A 14365-nucleotide genomic window follows, 5' to 3' on the forward strand; every position below is an offset into this window, starting at 1 on the left:
TCCAGGAGGGAGGAGCATAAGATGTCCGATACCAAGAAGATCGATGTGAGCCGCGACTTCGTTGACGGCCTCTTTGACATCAAGGGCAAAGTTGCGATTGTGACGGGTGCCACGGGGGCGCTCGGTGGAGCCATTGCCGTCGCATATGGCATGAAGGACGCCAAGGTGGTGCTTACCGCGCGTAACGAGGAACGACTTGCCGCGGTCGAGCAACAGGTGAAGTATGAGGGAGGAGACTGCATCGTCGTTCCCGCCGATCCTTCTGATCCCGTGGCGTTCGCCAAGGTGATCGCTGCTGCCAAGAAGGCATACGGGGGGATTGACATCCTTGCCGTGGCGCACGGTTACAACCATCCGCAGAACATCCTCGAACAGAGTGTCGAGGACTGGTCCTACATCATGGATGCCGACCTCAAGAGCGTCTACATCGTCTGCAAGCAGGTCGCTGAGGAGATGGCAAAGGCTGGCAAGGGTGGAAAGATAGTCGTTGTCTCTTCCGCGCGCTCCAAGATGGGCATGGCGGGGTATACCGGATACTGCGCATCGAAGGGCGCAGCCGACCTGATGGTCCAGTCAATGGCCTGCGACCTCTCGTCCAAGTATGGCATCAACGTCAACTCCATCAACCCGACGGTCTTCCGCTCTGACCTTACCGAGTGGATGTTCGACCCTGAGTCAGCCGTGTACAAGAACTTTCTCAAGCGCCTGCCGATCGGTCGTCTCGGTGAGCCCTACGACTTCGTGGGCATGGCCATCTTCCTCGCCTCACCCGCATCGGACTTCCTCACGGGCGGGAATTATGACGCCACTGGTGGCTATTGGGCCTGCTAGCCAGTGATTCTGAGGGATGGTGCGCATCTTGCACCCGCCTGTCTTTGTTCACAGGGGATACGATTCCCCACAAGACCAAGGAGCTTCCTATGGGCAAGAAGGTATTCATTGAGCTGTCGCATCCGTTCAGTGCCGAGATTCCGCGTTGGCCCTACTTTGACAAGCCCGTCATCGACAACCAGCACACGATGGCCAAGGGCGGTGTCCTTACCCAGTCCATCACGTGCACCATGCACACGGGTACCCACTGTGATGCACCCCGGCATGTCATGGAGTACGAGTTCGATGGAAAACGCGCTCGCTACATCGATGAGATGCCAATCGATGCCTATACGGGGGAGGCTGTCTGCCTACCCATCGACATCGAGCCATGGGGTCTCATAACAGGCGAGCATCTCGATGCCGCATGCAAGAGGATCGGCATGGATCCCAAGGACCTTGAGGGTATGGTGGTCTGCCTCAACACGGGCATGCACCGACTCTTTGATGATTCCAAGGCCTATTACCACTATTCCATTGGCACGGGCATCGAGGCGGGCAAGTGGTTCGTGGCACACAAGGTAAAGTGCGTTGCCATGGACTCGCAGGCTCTCGACCACCCGCTGCACACCGCCATGGGCAACAACGGGATGACGCGCATGAACCTGCTGGGTGCCACGGGCAAGCCGATCACCGAGGAATACAAGGAACTCTTCGGTGAGGAAGCCTATGCGGAGTTTGACAAGTTCGAGTATATCCGTATCCATGGACAGGCTGCCTATGACGAGAAGTTTGGTGACCTTGAGCATATAGGCTGCTGGGGCACATGGGAGCCTTGCCATAAGGAGATGCTCGGGCATGGCATCGTAGGTGTTGAGAACTTGGGTGGTGACCTGGATAAGGTGAATGGCAAGCGCTTCCGCTTCTATTGCTTCCCGCTACGTTGGCACCTGGGTGACGGCTCCATGGCCCGCTGCGTCGCCGAGATCGACGAAGATGACTTGGTCCCCAATGTTCCCGACCGCACATACAAGTATGGTGGCACAGGCTATGGTGATGCCGAGGGGCATGGTGCAAGCTGTCTCGAGTACATGCAGCGGCTCTTTGAGCGCAGCAAGAAGTAAGAGGATGCCGCGTGTCGCAGGTTCGTGCTGGGCAGCTTGCCCGTGAACGCGACTCTGGGGGTTCGGCCATGTGCCTGTGACCGAACCCCATTGGTATCTCCAGGTTTTCGCCAGTCCGTGGTAGACATATAAATTATACGTATAGCTCTCAACTGGAGGAGTGCGGGGCTATGGGAGCGGTGAGGATTGGTAAGAGTCATAAAAACAGTACGAATCCCTATCAATATGCTCTGTTGTTCATGGGTGGAAAGTGGAAGATGACACTCATCCACGAGCTGGGATTCGAAGGGTCGCTGCGCTACAACAGCACTTGCAAGGCATTGGGTATTTCGAAGAAGATGTTCTCGAGCGTCATGGCTGACCTCATCAAGCTTGGCATAGCGCGGCGCTGCGTCGACGCCTCCCATACGCCACCTCGTGTGACCTATGGGCTGACTGCCACAGGTCGCTCACTCCTGCCCGTGTTGGATGACATCTATGTCTGGAGTGTCAGGACGATGGCGAAACGCGGCGTGGCCCTCGACCCCGACGCTCTCGTCGTGCATAACGACGCGCGCTATGTTAACAGGCTTTCGGACATTATCGATTCGGATGCCTATCGGCGGCCGTCTATACGAGGTGACCATCATGTGTGATTGGAACCGGTCTGTCATCATATCCGATGTCATCCTGGCCATCGTGATCAATACGTCTGCAACGCTGTGTGCCGGTGATCCCATCAGCCTCTCCACCTGGTATCCCATGACCTGTGCAGCACTGGGCACGAACATCGTGCTTCAATTGGCACTCCCCGTGCATGGGTGGGCACAGGCACTCTCCGGATGGGCACGACAACGGCCATGGTATCCCCTAGTTGAGGTATTCTTCGAGAACCTCATCTTTGTGACCTGCATATCGATGACAATGGCTCTGATTCAGATGGACGCTCGTGGGGGTGACTTTCTGTCTCTCTGGCTGGCAACGTATTTCGTACTCGTCCTCATTGGATATGGCACATCACTGGTACTCTGGAGAGCGTTCTCTGGGAACCACGCGATGGAGGGCATGGAAGGGCGGTCGTGATATATCATACGGACGATCTGACTGAGACTCGGACGAGTGATGCACCGATGGGGAGGTCCCATGTTCCGTCCCATGCGTAGATTCAGGCAGGAGCTTCCTCGCGAGGAGTGCGACGAGGTGCTCCTGGATGGCATGCGTGGCGTCATGGCCTTTCTGGGTGATGACGACTATCCCTATGCCGTGCCACTCGACTACCTGTACAAGCCTTCCGAGCGGCGCATCTACTTCCATGGCGCCCGCGGGGGCCACAAGGTGGACGCCCTGCGCGCCCACGAGAAGGCCAGCTTCTGCGTCATGAGCGAGGGCACGGCGACGAAAGGCAGGTTCGGACTCGACATGAGGAGCGTCATCTGCTTCGGTCGCCTGCATGAGGTGGAACCGGGCGCAGCCACCATCGAAGCCGTGCGCGAGCTGGGCCTGCGCTATGTCCGGAGGGTCTATCCCAATGTGGCCGCCGTCGACGAGGAGCTGCGCCAGGCAGGCGGGCGAGTGCTCTGCTATTACCTTGACATCGAGCACATGACGGGCAAGCTCGTCAACGAGTCGTAGGGCGTTCGTGCGCATAGACCTGGAATGAAGTCTCGTACGCTGACGGCCTTGAGGCATACCGGTGGGCTGCCCTTCCGCACGGCACCTGTTTTGGGCTGCATGCTGCCGTACTGGTACCATAGGTGGTCGTAGGTGCGAACAAGTGCCTCATGCACAGGCCTCGAGAGAAAGGGCGTTATGGGAAGCATGAAGAAGTACGTTGCCGAGTTCATTGGAACGTGTGTCCTGGTGACCTTTGGCTGCGGTACCGCCGCCGCACTTGGCTGCAATGGTGCGGAGCCCAATGGCGCCTATCTTGCGACGGCACTGGCATTCGGCCTGTCCGTCGTGGCCATGGCCTACTCCATTGGTAACGTCTCGGGCTGCCACGTCAACCCTGCCGTCTCGCTGGGCGTGTGGATGCGTGGCAACATGGACACGGCGAAGTTCGTCGGTTACCTGGTCTCGCAGTTCCTTGGTGGCCTTCTCGGTGCCGCCTTCGTGGGCCTCTTTGCCGGGTTTGGCAGCAGCATGGGCACCAATGCCCTCTACCAGGGTAACGTTGGCCTTTCGCTGCTCATCGAGATCATTTTGACCTTTGTGTTCGTGCTCGTGGTGCTTGGCGTCACCGACAAGGTGGAAAACGGGGCGGTCGCCGGTCTCGTGATAGGCCTGTCGCTGACCTTCGTGCACATCCTGGGCATCCACTTTACGGGTACGTCCGTTAACCCCGCCCGCAGTCTTGGCCCCGCGCTCCTCAAGGGCGGCGAGGCACTCGGGTGCGCCTGGGTCTTCATTGTGGCTCCGCTCATTGGCGGTGCGTTGGCGGCCGCGGTGTACAACTACCTGGCTCCCAAGAATCACTAGGTCTCCCGTTCTCAGAGTCCGATGGTGTCCTGAGGGGCATCCGGTCGCACAGCCGCCCCAAGCTTGGCGTTGGGGCGGCTTTTGTTGACGAGCCCTGTCACCGGGCCGAGGCATGTGTCAGTTTTTTGGTGGTATGGGGCGACGCACTGTACATCTGATGACAGCACAAGCGCACTTTCGCGCTCATACCGCCATCAGATGTACGATTCATAAGATGGTTGGCCACGGGAACCTCAGATTCTCCATCTGCCACTGCAGGGGCGCATAGCTGACCCCACTATGTGAGCTTGTGCGTTTGAGCAGATAAACAGCTGTGTCTGTGTCCACGTTCTGCCCATATTGATAGATTTCTGCCAGTTTGCTGCACGTAAGGCATAGAAAATCCGTCCACCAGGGCCCAAGGACTCCCATCATGGGGGCATGGATATCTGGATTGGCGGACATAGCGCGGTCGAACTGCTGCGCATGGCGCGAAGCGGCCGGTGGCCGCGCCTGCACGAGTCCAACAGTCGTATCGTTGGGCACTCCTCTGCAGGCGTTGGCAAGACATGGCGGGAGGCGGTGAGCGAGCTCGGGCAATACCTGGACGTCTTCCCATCGCATCCATTGATGGTGCGCGTTGCGGACGGGGCGCATAGGATACGGAGCTCGGTGGTTGATTGCAAGGTGAATGCCTCCGTGCTTCCCAGCGGGTCGTTCCTGATAGCCGAGCTTGACGCCTTTGGCACGTCCGTCCATATCGACGCCCCGGAGCACCAGCTGCTCTCCCTTGCCCGTCACCTGAGCCCCCTTGTCTCCATGGGGCGCATGGATCGTCCGGTTGCCCTGGCCGTGCTGGCGGAGTTTGGCATGGAGCTCTGCGGAACCTATGCCCGCAATCCCAGGAATCCCTACGGCGAGGACTGCCACTACGGGACGAATCCCGTCACAGATCCGAATCGGCTGAGTCTATGGCTGAATGGGGTCTCCCATGTTAAGGGCGCACGACTTGCCAAGGCGTCCGTGCGTCACATCCGCGCCAGCTCCGCCTCGCCCGTGGAGTCGACCCACGCCATCCTGCTGGGGTTTCCGGTGCGTTGGGGTGGAATTGCCCTTGGAGACTTCCAGCTGAATGCCCAGCTGGTGATGAGCCGTAAGGACATGAGCATGCTCGGGCGGACATCGTTTCGTCCGGACCTGTACTTTCCGAGGTATCGGCTTGCCATAGAGCACTATGGGGCGGAGTGGCACGGTGGGATTGATCGCATGGCGGAGGACGCCACGAGGACCCAATGCTATGCCGCCCTAGGCATCAGGGTGTATCCAACCACTGCGCGCGACTGCGGAACCGCTGTGGCATACGAATCGTTTCTCAGGAAGCTGGCGGAGGGGTTGGGGCATGACCTTGGCGAGCGTCACCGCAGGATGATCCTTGGCCGCCTCGAGGACTTCGATGGCTCGCGCATGCGCGCCGCGATCATTGAGGAGCTGGCGCACGGTGCCAGCGTGCGTTCCTATTGACGGTCGAGGGTTCCTGGGCGCGAGGGCTACATGCGAAAGTGCGCATCTGATGGCATTCGTAGCCAAAATCTGGGTTCAGGATGTCATCAGATGTACACTCGCACGGGTATGGCTGGGCTGCCCATGACGAATACGACGCTTGCTCACGAGGGCCTTCCTGGCGCAGCCCATGCGGCATGGGTGGACGGCGTATCCTTCCTGCGGCGTGACTTGTGAAAGGCCTGCGGAAGCGCCGGGGCTCCCGTAGAATGGCGGGGACGGCACGACGGCTGCGTGGGCAGCCATACGCAGGGAACGGCATATGGCAGAGTTCATCTACCAGATGGAGAAGGTTCGCAAGGCCTTTGATGGCAAGGTCGTCCTGGATGACGTGACGATGGGATTCTTGCCGGGCGCCAAGATCGGCGTGGTGGGGCCCAACGGCATGGGCAAGTCCACCCTGCTCAAGATCATGGCAGGCAGGGAGGGCATCTCCAATGGCGAGGCCAGGCTCTCACCCGGCTACAGCGTGGGCCTGCTCGAGCAGGAACCGCCTTTGGACGAGGCCAAGACCGTGGGGGAGGACATCCGCCTGGCCTTTGGGGACCTTCTGGCCAAGGTCGAGCGCTTCAACAGGATTGGCGAGGAGATGGCGGATCCTGACGCTGACTGCGATGCCCTCATGGCGGAGATGGGGACGCTGCAGGACGAGATTGACGCCGCGGGTGGCTGGGACATCGACTCCCAGCTCTCGCAGGCCATGGATGCCCTGCAGTGCCCCGATCCCGACGAGGGCGTGAGCCACCTCTCAGGCGGCGAGCGCCGTCGCGTGGCCCTCTGCAGGCTGTTGCTTGAGGCACCGGACCTGCTGCTGCTGGACGAGCCCACCAACCACCTTGACGCCGAGAGCGTCCTGTGGCTGGAGCAGTTCCTCAAGAGCTACCAGGGCGCCGTCCTGGCCGTCACGCACGACCGCTACTTCCTGGACAACGTGGCCGAGTGGATCTGCGAGGTGGACCGCGGCACGCTCTATCCCTACAGGGGGAACTACTCCACCTACCTGGAGACCAAGGCCGCGCGCATGGAGATGGAGTCCAAGCAGAACGCCAGGCGCGCCAAGCGAATGCAGGACGAGCTCGCGTGGGCGCGCAGCTCGCAGAAGGCACGTCAGGCCAAGAGCAAGGCCCGTCTGGCCGCCTACGAGCAGATGGAGGCCGAGGCCCGTCGCGCCACCAAGACGGACTTCATGGACATCCACATTCCCGTGGGCCCGCGCCTGGGTGCCAAGGTGCTCGAGGTGGAGCATCTGCACAAGGCCTTCGGCGATCGCACGCTCATCGACGACCTCTCCTTCACCCTGCCGCGCAACGGCATCGTGGGCGTCATCGGCCCCAATGGCGTGGGCAAGTCCACGCTGTTCAAGATGATCGTGGGCCGGGAGCGGCCCACATCGGGCACCCTCGAGCTGGGCGAGACGGTACGGCTCTCCTACGTGGACCAGGGACGCGAGGGCCTGGACGCCCAGAGGAGCGTGTGGGAGGTCGTGTCGGACGGCAACGACTACATCCAGGTGGGCGATGCCGAGATCCCGAGTCGCGCCTACGTGGGCGCCTTCGGCTTCAAGGGTTCCGACCAGCAGAAGCGTGCGGGCGTGCTCTCCGGGGGCGAGCGCAACCGCCTGAACCTGGCCGTCACGTTGCGCCAGGGCGGCAACCTCCTGCTGCTTGACGAGCCCACCAACGACCTCGACACCGAGACCCTGTCCTCCCTCGAAGAGGCGCTCCTGGCGTTCCCGGGCTGTGCCGTGATCACGAGCCACGACCGCTGGTTCATGGATCGCGTGGCCACGCACATCCTGGCCTGGGAGGGCACGGACGAGAACCCCGGCAGCTGGCACTGGTTCGAGGGCAACTTCGAGGACTACCAGAAGGATCGCGAGCGGCGCCTGGGACCCGACCTCTCTCGCCCGCACCGCCTGCACCGCAAGCTCACGCGCGACTAGCCTGGCGCTGAGGGCGATGAGGGCACAGGCATCACAGCCGCAGCGCCGCCTGGCATGGCTCACCACGAGTCGTGAGACGGCGCGGCAGTATGTACGATGGACGGCGGGCCTGCGCGCGCACCCTGGGGCGCGCGCGGCTCTGTTGGGGGCAAACCGCTGGCTCAAGGTACTGTGCTACGTGCTCTACCCGCTGTTGCTGGTGCTCACCTGGTTCGGCGTGGGATGTGAGACGGCAGGGGCATCCTTCTGGCACGCACTGCTGGCTCCCGTCGTGGGCTTTGTCCTGGAGACGGCCCTGCGCGCCTGGCTTGACGCACCGCGTCCCTACGAGGTCTTGGCCATCGACCCGCTCATCCGCAAGAAGACGCGCGGCAAGTCGTTCCCCAGCAGGCATGTCTTCTCGGCCTTCGTGATCGCCACCAGCTGGCTTTCCTATAGCGTGCCGGTGGGGTGTGCGCTCCTTGCCGTCGGCGTGATGCTGGCGGTGGTGCGTGTGCTCGGTGGCGCGCACTTCCCACGTGACGTGGTGGCGGGAGCGCTTTTGGGCATCCTGATCGGGATTATCTAGCGGTCGCTCGCGGCAGGGCTATCCGAGGCCCTTCGCAGACGCCAGGAGCCCGCCCACATCGTCATTGCCCGTGGCCTAGGAGCATGAGGCGGATGACCTTCTCGCCCGAGGGCGGCGTGACAAAGGTCCCGGCACCCGCGGTCCGTCCGAACGCCTGTGCCATCGTTGGTGAGACCACAAAGAGCCGCCGGTTGGTGGGGGGTCTGGACAGGGATGGAGGCCCGGTTCCACCATGCCCTGACGGGGGCGCCGGGCATGGTCCCTCCCTGGCGTTTCGGTACTGACAAGACACATGACTTTACAGTTACCTCATCCCCTGTCATACTGTCACGCCAACCGGCGGTTGTCCCTAAGGGATCCGGGGTGGGGAGGGGCACATGGGCGACTATGTCATGACGCCGTTGGAGCGGCAGAGCCTCGAGCGGGCGCTGCGACGCCTCCACGAGGACGGTGGCCCCGTCCCGCAGGACTTCGGATCGGGGTTCGGGGCGCTCCGTGAGCGCGTGGAGCGGCTCAAGCGCGAGCGCGATGCGGTGGTGCTCGCGCACTACTACGTGCCGGCCGAGACGCAGGCGCTGGCCGACCACGTGGGCGACTCGTTCTACCTCGCGCGCCTGGCGAAGACGCTGACGGCCGAGACCATCGTGCTCTGCGGCGTCTCGTTCATGGCCGAGAGCGTCAAGCTCCTCAACCCTGACCGCCGCGTGCTCATGCCTGTCCCCGCGGCCGATTGCCCCATGGCGCACATGGTGCGCGAGGCCGACGTGGACAGGGTGCGCACCCAGTACGACGACCTTGCCATCGTGGCCTACGTGAACACGACGGCCCGCATCAAGCGCTGGGCGGACGTGTGCGTGACGTCCTCGAACGCCCTCAAGGTGGTGCGTGCCCTGCCGCAGCACAACATCCTCTTCCTGCCCGACATGAACCTGGGCCGCTACGTGGCGCACCAGCTTCCCGAGAAGAACGTCATCCTCAACCGTGGCTATTGTCCCACGCACATGCGCATCGCGCTGGCGGAGGTGGAGGCGTTGGAGCTGGCATATCCCGATGCCGAGGTGCTGGCTCACCCCGAGTGCAGCGAGGAGGTGCTTGCCGAGGCGGACTTCATCGGCTCCACCAAGCAGATCATCGAGCACATCGCGGCGAGCAGCCGGAAGGAGTTCATCGTGCTCACCGTCATGGGTGTCTCGTACGAGATAGAGCGGCAGACGCAGGGCCAACACAAGCGTGTCCACTATCCGGCGACGCCGCCCATCTGTCCCAACATGGCCATGGTCACGCCGCAGAGCCTGCTCGCCTGCCTTGAGGACCGCTCGGGCGAGATGCAGCTTCCCGAGGACGCGGATCGTGCCAACGCGCCCCTTGAGCGCATGCTCGAGCTGGCGGCGCTCTGATGACGGGCGAGGCGCAGGACATGCGCGCGGACGTGACGATCGTGGGCTGTGGCGTCGCGGGCCTCTATGCGGCCCTCAACCTGCCGCGGGCTCTCTCGGTGGCCATGCTCTGCAAGGAGGATGTGGCCAGCTGCGACTCCATGCTGGCGCAGGGTGGCATCTGCGTGATGCGTGACTACGACGACTACGCCCCCTGGTTTGACGACACGCTGCGCGCCGGTCACGGCGAGAACCGCATCGCGAGCGTTGACGTCATGATCTGGGAGAGCCGTGGCATCATCCGCGACCTCACATGCCTGGGCGTGTCGTTCGACCGCACGCCGACGGGCGACCTGGACTACACGCGCGAGGGCGCCCATTCGCGACCGCGCATCGTGCACCATGCGGACGTCACGGGCAGGGAGATCACCACCACGCTTCTGGCGCGCGTGCGTGAGTTGTCCAACGTGCGCATCCTCGAGGGACACCCGATGGTGGACCTCCTTGAGGGGGACGGTGCCTGCACGGGCGTCGTCTGCGAGCGGCCTGGCGGCGGGCACCTTGCCATCCGTGCCACGGACACCCTCATGGCCACGGGGGGCGTGGGCGGGCTCTATGAGCGCTCCACCAACTTCCGCAGCCTGACGGGGGATGGCTGCCGCATCTGCGCCGCGCATGGGGTCGAGCTGGAGCACATGGACTACGTGCAGCTGCATCCCACCTCGCTCTATACCACGCGACCGGGGCGCGCCTTTCTCATCAGCGAGTCGTGTCGTGGGGAGGGGGCCATCCTCCTGGATGCGAGGGGCGAGCGCTTCGTGGACGAGCTGCTGCCCCGTGACATGGTCTCCGAGGCCATTCGGGCGCAGATGTGCGAGGATGGCATGCCGTACGTGCGCCTCTCGTTCGAACGGGTGGCACCGGAGGTCATAACGGGACACTTTGCCAATATCTACCAGCGCTGTCGCGACGAGGGCTACGATATCCTGCGCGAGCCCATTCCCGTGGTTCCCGCCCAACACTACCTCATGGGCGGCATCCATGTGGACCAGGACTCCCGTACCACCCTGCCGCATCTCTATGCGGCGGGGGAGACCAGCTGCAATGGCGTGCATGGCAGGAACCGCCTTGCGAGCAACTCGCTTTTGGAAAGCCTGGTATTCTCACGGTTGGCGGCGCGGGACATCGTGCGAAGGAGGCATGCCCATGCGTGAGACGACCCTACGGCTGCAGGCGGAGCCGCTCATCCGCTCCGCCCTGCGCGAGGACATCACGAGCGAGGACGTCTCGACCATCTCGGTGGTGGATGGCACGGAGCGTGGCCGGGTGCATCTGCTGGCCAAGGAGGATGGCGTCATCTGCGGCCTGGACGTGTTCGAGCGCACCTTCCAGCTGCTTGACCCCACGGCCCGTCTTAAGGCCGCCGTGCGCGAGGGCGATGACGTGACCGTCGGCGAGGAGCTGGGCGTCGTGCATGGGCATGTGGAGGCCCTGCTCTCGGGCGAGCGCGTGGCGCTCAACTTCCTGCAGCGCATGAGCGGCATCGCCACGCTCACGCGCGCCATGGCCCGCGAGCTTGCGGGCACCAGGACACGTCTGGTGGACACGCGCAAGACCACGCCCAACATGCGCGTCTTCGAGAGGGAGGCCGTGCGCGTGGGCGGTGGCGCCAACCATCGCTACAACCTCTCGGACGGCGTGATGCTCAAGGACAACCACATCGATGCGGCGGGTGGCATCTCCCAGGCCGTGGCCGCGGCGCGTGCCCGTGCGCCCTTCGTGCGCAAGGTCGAGGTGGAGGTCGAGAGCCTCGTCCAGCTTCGCGAGGCCTTGGCCGCTGGCGCGGACATCGTGATGCTTGACAACATGGACCTTGCCACCATGCGCACGGCCGTGGGCATGGTGGATGGCAGGGCAGAGGTCGAGGTCTCGGGCAACGTGACGTTGGGGCGCCTGCACGACCTTGCCGAACTGGGAGTCGACGTCATCTCGTGCGGGGCGCTCACGCATTCGGCACCCATACTGGACCTTTCCCTCAAGCATCTCGTCGTCACGGGGCGGCGCGCATCATGACGGGCGAGGAGCGCAGGAGTCGGGCGCTGACGTTGCTGGAGCGGAGTGTGGCCCCCCTGACGGGGACGGAACTCGCGCGTCGCCTTGGCGTGAGTCGTCAGGTGATCGTGCAGGACATCGCCCTGCTCAAGGCGCAGGGGGCGGACGTCGTCTCGACCAGTCGCGGCTATCGTCTCATGCCGGCCACCAGTCGTCCGATGCGGCTCCTCAAGGTGTTCCATGGGCCCGGGCGCGTGGGCGAGGAGCTGCGGCTCATCGTCGATCTGGGTGGGACGGTGGAGGACACGCTGGTGAGCCACCGCGCCTACGGGCGCCTGAGCGCCCCTTTGGGCATCTCCAGCCGGAGTGACGTGACGCACTTCGAGCACGAGCTGGCAAGCAGCAAGTCGGGGCTGCTCAGCGAGGTCACCTCGGGCTATCACTTCCATCATGTGAGCGCCCGTGACGAGGCAACGCTCGACGCCATCGAGGAGGCCCTGGGGTCGGCGGGGTTTTTGGCCGAGCGCAGCGATTGGGAGCGTACGGAGCTGGGCTAGGCCCCAGCGGACGGTCGCACGCTCGCAAGGATGTTTCAGGCATATCTCGTGCGTTTGGGTTTGACGTGGCAGATGGTGTATGCGCGTACACTCTAGGGCAGGCACTACAGGGTGTCGTCACCAGTGGAGGAAAGCATGGAGAAGAAGGATCTGGACTGGGGCAAGCTCAGCTTTGCCTACATGCACACGGACTACAGCTACGTGTCCGACTATAGGGACGGCGCATGGGATGCGGGCACGCTAACCACCGACCACTCCCTGCACCTCTCCGAATGCGCGGGTATCTTCCACTACTGCCAGGAGGTCTTCGAGGGCCTCAAGGCCTACACCACCAAGGGTGGTGACATCGTCTGCTTCCGTCCCGACCAGAACGCCCGGCGCATGCACGATTCCGCCAAGCGCCTGATCATGCCGCCCTTCCCCGAGGACCGCTTCGTGGACGCCGTCGAGCAGGTCGTGAGAGCCAACGCTGCCTGGGTGCCGCCCTTCGGCTCCGGTGCCACGCTCTATATCCGCCCGTTCATGGTGGCCACGGGCGACGTCATTGGCGTCGCTCCTGCCGACGAGTACCAGTTCCGCATCCTCGTGACCCCGGTGGGTCCGTACTACGCAGGTGGCATCAAGCCTGTCAAGCTGCAGGTCTCCAAGTACGACCGCGCCGCGCCCCATGGCACCGGCAACATCAAGGCCGGCCTCAACTATGCCATGAGTCTGCTTCCCTCTGTCGAGGCGCACGCGGCAGGCTATGCGGACAACATGTTCCTCGATCCCGAGACCCGTACGTACGTGGAGGAGTCCGGCGGCGCCAACATCCTCTTCGTCACCAAGGACGGCAGGCTCGTCGTGCCGCAGTCGCACACGGACTCCATCCTGCCCTCCGTCACGCGTCGCTCCCTGGTGGACGTGGCCCAGAGGATGCTGGGCATGGAGGTCGAGCAGCGCCCCGTCACGTTTGCGGAGATCGACCAGTTCGTCGAGTGCGGCATGTGCGGCACCGCGGCCGTCATCTCGCCGGTGGGCGAGGTCGACGCCGACGGGCGGAAGGTCGTCTACGGCATGGACCATGTGGGTCCCGTGATGGCAAAGCTGCGTGAGACCCTCGTGGGCATCCAGTCGGGCGAGATCGAGGACCGGTTCGGCTGGGTCCACAGGATCGACGTGGGATAGGCACGTCCCCATGAGCACGGTTGTGCCCCGTCGTGGCTCGAGCCGCGGCGGGGTGTACTCTATGTGGCGGCGTCCGCGAGCTTGGATCTCTACCGGCAATTATTTAGTTGGATCAAGTGGTAGTTCCACAATCAGAAAAAACAGGGATAAGGTGATGACCACCTAGGATTGAGGATACACCGCTGACCGATGTTAAGGATAGTGAACTCCCTGGAGGAAGCGTGTTGCAGCATATTTATGTTGTGGGTCGGCTTCCTCGTTTCAGGACGAAGGCACAGAAAGAAGGGGTTAAAGTGCGCACCAGGAGGCTTCAAAGGTTTGTGGTTGCCATAGTGGCGGCATTTGCTCTCGCGTTTGCCGTAACACCGGCACTTGCTGCAAACACATCGGATGAAGGATATAACTTCTACTTCTATGGAGGAGGTGCCACCCAGGGAACACGGCCACGTCCCAAGACCAATACCACTCCTGTGTATGTTCGCGTCGATACGATTACCATATCAAGTGTTGGTCTATATGTGGATGGTGCCTACAGCTCACGTGGGCCTTGGACCAACCGCACGAACGGCGGCTCTGCCCCTATGTCCCAAGTCAGGGGGCCAGGAAGGTATTCTATCCACACCTCTGTCTATGAGTCTGGGCGTCGGTGGGCGCGCCTGACGGGGTACTCGTCTTGGCCCAGCGGATCCGTGTACGGCGTGTGGAGCCCTGACTCCACTCGCACATACACCTCGCTCAATTAGGCTGCGCACGTCGCTTTCTCGCTCGGTATG

The 14365-nt window shown here is 62.8% G+C and carries 15 protein-coding genes; all 15 read left to right on the forward strand.

The features are described 5' to 3' along the window. Window positions 1–21: 21 nt before the first annotated feature. The 15 genes from J2S71_RS06250 (at window position 22) to J2S71_RS12415 (ending at window position 14335) form a co-directional block, all read left to right on the forward strand. Window positions 22–831: an SDR family NAD(P)-dependent oxidoreductase gene (locus J2S71_RS06250; protein ID WP_307389788.1), complete on the forward strand. Its 810-nt coding sequence runs from the start codon at window positions 22–24 to the stop codon at window positions 829–831. 89 nt (window positions 832–920) lie between these two features. Then, window positions 921–1934, forward strand: a complete 1014-nt coding sequence (locus J2S71_RS06255; protein ID WP_307389791.1) for a cyclase family protein — start codon at window positions 921–923, stop codon at window positions 1932–1934. Window positions 1935–2104: 170 nt separating this feature from the next. Then, window positions 2105–2569, forward strand: a complete 465-nt coding sequence (locus J2S71_RS06260; RefSeq protein WP_307389795.1) for a winged helix-turn-helix transcriptional regulator — start codon at window positions 2105–2107, stop codon at window positions 2567–2569. Then, the gene (locus J2S71_RS06265) at window positions 2562–2996 is read left to right on the forward strand and encodes an ABC transporter ATPase (RefSeq protein ID WP_307389797.1); all 435 of its coding nucleotides are present in this window, start codon (window positions 2562–2564) and stop codon (window positions 2994–2996) included. Before J2S71_RS06260 ends, J2S71_RS06265 begins: the two co-directional genes overlap by 8 nt. 72 nt (window positions 2997–3068) lie before the next feature. Continuing rightward, on the forward strand, window positions 3069–3545 hold the full coding sequence (locus tag J2S71_RS06270; protein ID WP_307389799.1) for a pyridoxamine 5'-phosphate oxidase family protein: 477 nt from the start codon (window positions 3069–3071) through the stop codon (window positions 3543–3545). A 186-nt stretch (window positions 3546–3731) separates the two neighbouring features. Then, a complete protein-coding gene (locus J2S71_RS06275; protein WP_040650736.1) occupies window positions 3732–4391 on the forward strand; it encodes an MIP/aquaporin family protein in 660 nt (219 codons plus the stop codon). Window positions 4392–4811: 420 nt separating this feature from the next. Then, complete coding sequence (locus J2S71_RS06280) at window positions 4812–5891, forward strand: putative endonuclease domain-containing protein (RefSeq protein ID WP_307389802.1); 1080 nt, start codon at window positions 4812–4814, stop codon at window positions 5889–5891. A gap of 301 nt (window positions 5892–6192) precedes the next feature. Continuing rightward, complete coding sequence (gene ettA / locus J2S71_RS06285; protein ID WP_307389805.1) at window positions 6193–7872, forward strand: energy-dependent translational throttle protein EttA; 1680 nt, start codon at window positions 6193–6195, stop codon at window positions 7870–7872. A gap of 16 nt (window positions 7873–7888) precedes the next feature. Beyond that, window positions 7889–8440 carry a phosphatase PAP2 family protein gene (locus tag J2S71_RS06290; protein WP_021724977.1) on the forward strand — a complete coding sequence of 184 codons (552 nt, stop codon included), beginning with the start codon at window positions 7889–7891 and terminating at the stop codon, window positions 8438–8440. A 377-nt stretch (window positions 8441–8817) separates the two neighbouring features. Further along, window positions 8818–9837 (forward strand): quinolinate synthase NadA, encoded by a 1020-nt coding sequence (nadA, locus tag J2S71_RS06295; RefSeq protein WP_021725010.1) that lies wholly within the window; start codon window positions 8818–8820, stop codon window positions 9835–9837. Window positions 9838–9857: 20 nt separating this feature from the next. Continuing rightward, on the forward strand, window positions 9858–11030 hold the full coding sequence (locus J2S71_RS06300; protein ID WP_198009535.1) for an L-aspartate oxidase: 1173 nt from the start codon (window positions 9858–9860) through the stop codon (window positions 11028–11030). Continuing rightward, window positions 11023–11889 (forward strand): carboxylating nicotinate-nucleotide diphosphorylase, encoded by an 867-nt coding sequence (gene nadC / locus J2S71_RS06305; protein ID WP_307389811.1) that lies wholly within the window; start codon window positions 11023–11025, stop codon window positions 11887–11889. The genes J2S71_RS06300 and nadC overlap by 8 nt, the downstream gene beginning before the upstream one ends. Beyond that, window positions 11886–12425: a transcription repressor NadR gene (locus J2S71_RS06310; protein ID WP_021725031.1), complete on the forward strand. Its 540-nt coding sequence runs from the start codon at window positions 11886–11888 to the stop codon at window positions 12423–12425. The genes nadC and J2S71_RS06310 overlap by 4 nt, the downstream gene beginning before the upstream one ends. A gap of 135 nt (window positions 12426–12560) precedes the next feature. After that, window positions 12561–13592, forward strand: a complete 1032-nt coding sequence (locus J2S71_RS06315; RefSeq protein WP_021725025.1) for a branched-chain amino acid aminotransferase — start codon at window positions 12561–12563, stop codon at window positions 13590–13592. 332 nt (window positions 13593–13924) lie between these two features. After that, complete coding sequence (locus J2S71_RS12415; protein WP_503122928.1) at window positions 13925–14335, forward strand: DUF2712 domain-containing protein; 411 nt, start codon at window positions 13925–13927, stop codon at window positions 14333–14335. Window positions 14336–14365: the final 30 nt, after the last annotated feature.

The sequence above is a fragment of the Olsenella profusa DSM 13989 genome (genome assembly GCF_030811115.1).
Taxonomy (GTDB): domain Bacteria; phylum Actinomycetota; class Coriobacteriia; order Coriobacteriales; family Atopobiaceae; genus Olsenella_F; species Olsenella_F profusa.

Bases quoted from the DNA above. Each gene is read 5' to 3' on its own strand.
- J2S71_RS06250 (WP_307389788.1), top strand. From the start codon at position 22: ATGTCCGATACCAAGAAGATCGATGTGAGCCGCGACTTCGTTGACGGC.
- J2S71_RS06255 (WP_307389791.1), top strand. From the start codon at position 921: ATGGGCAAGAAGGTATTCATTGAGCTGTCGCATCCGTTCAGTGCCGAG.
- J2S71_RS06260 (WP_307389795.1), top strand. From the start codon at position 2,105: ATGGGAGCGGTGAGGATTGGTAAGAGTCATAAAAACAGTACGAATCCC.
- J2S71_RS06265 (WP_307389797.1), top strand. From the start codon at position 2,562: ATGTGTGATTGGAACCGGTCTGTCATCATATCCGATGTCATCCTGGCC.
- J2S71_RS06270 (WP_307389799.1), top strand. From the start codon at position 3,069: ATGCGTAGATTCAGGCAGGAGCTTCCTCGCGAGGAGTGCGACGAGGTG.
- J2S71_RS06275 (WP_040650736.1), top strand. From the start codon at position 3,732: ATGAAGAAGTACGTTGCCGAGTTCATTGGAACGTGTGTCCTGGTGACC.
- J2S71_RS06280 (WP_307389802.1), top strand. From the start codon at position 4,812: ATGGATATCTGGATTGGCGGACATAGCGCGGTCGAACTGCTGCGCATG.
- ettA (WP_307389805.1), top strand. From the start codon at position 6,193: ATGGCAGAGTTCATCTACCAGATGGAGAAGGTTCGCAAGGCCTTTGAT.
- J2S71_RS06290 (WP_021724977.1), top strand. From the start codon at position 7,889: ATGAGGGCACAGGCATCACAGCCGCAGCGCCGCCTGGCATGGCTCACC.
- nadA (WP_021725010.1), top strand. From the start codon at position 8,818: ATGGGCGACTATGTCATGACGCCGTTGGAGCGGCAGAGCCTCGAGCGG.
- J2S71_RS06300 (WP_198009535.1), top strand. From the start codon at position 9,858: ATGCGCGCGGACGTGACGATCGTGGGCTGTGGCGTCGCGGGCCTCTAT.
- nadC (WP_307389811.1), top strand. From the start codon at position 11,023: ATGCGTGAGACGACCCTACGGCTGCAGGCGGAGCCGCTCATCCGCTCC.
- J2S71_RS06310 (WP_021725031.1), top strand. From the start codon at position 11,886: ATGACGGGCGAGGAGCGCAGGAGTCGGGCGCTGACGTTGCTGGAGCGG.
- J2S71_RS06315 (WP_021725025.1), top strand. From the start codon at position 12,561: ATGGAGAAGAAGGATCTGGACTGGGGCAAGCTCAGCTTTGCCTACATG.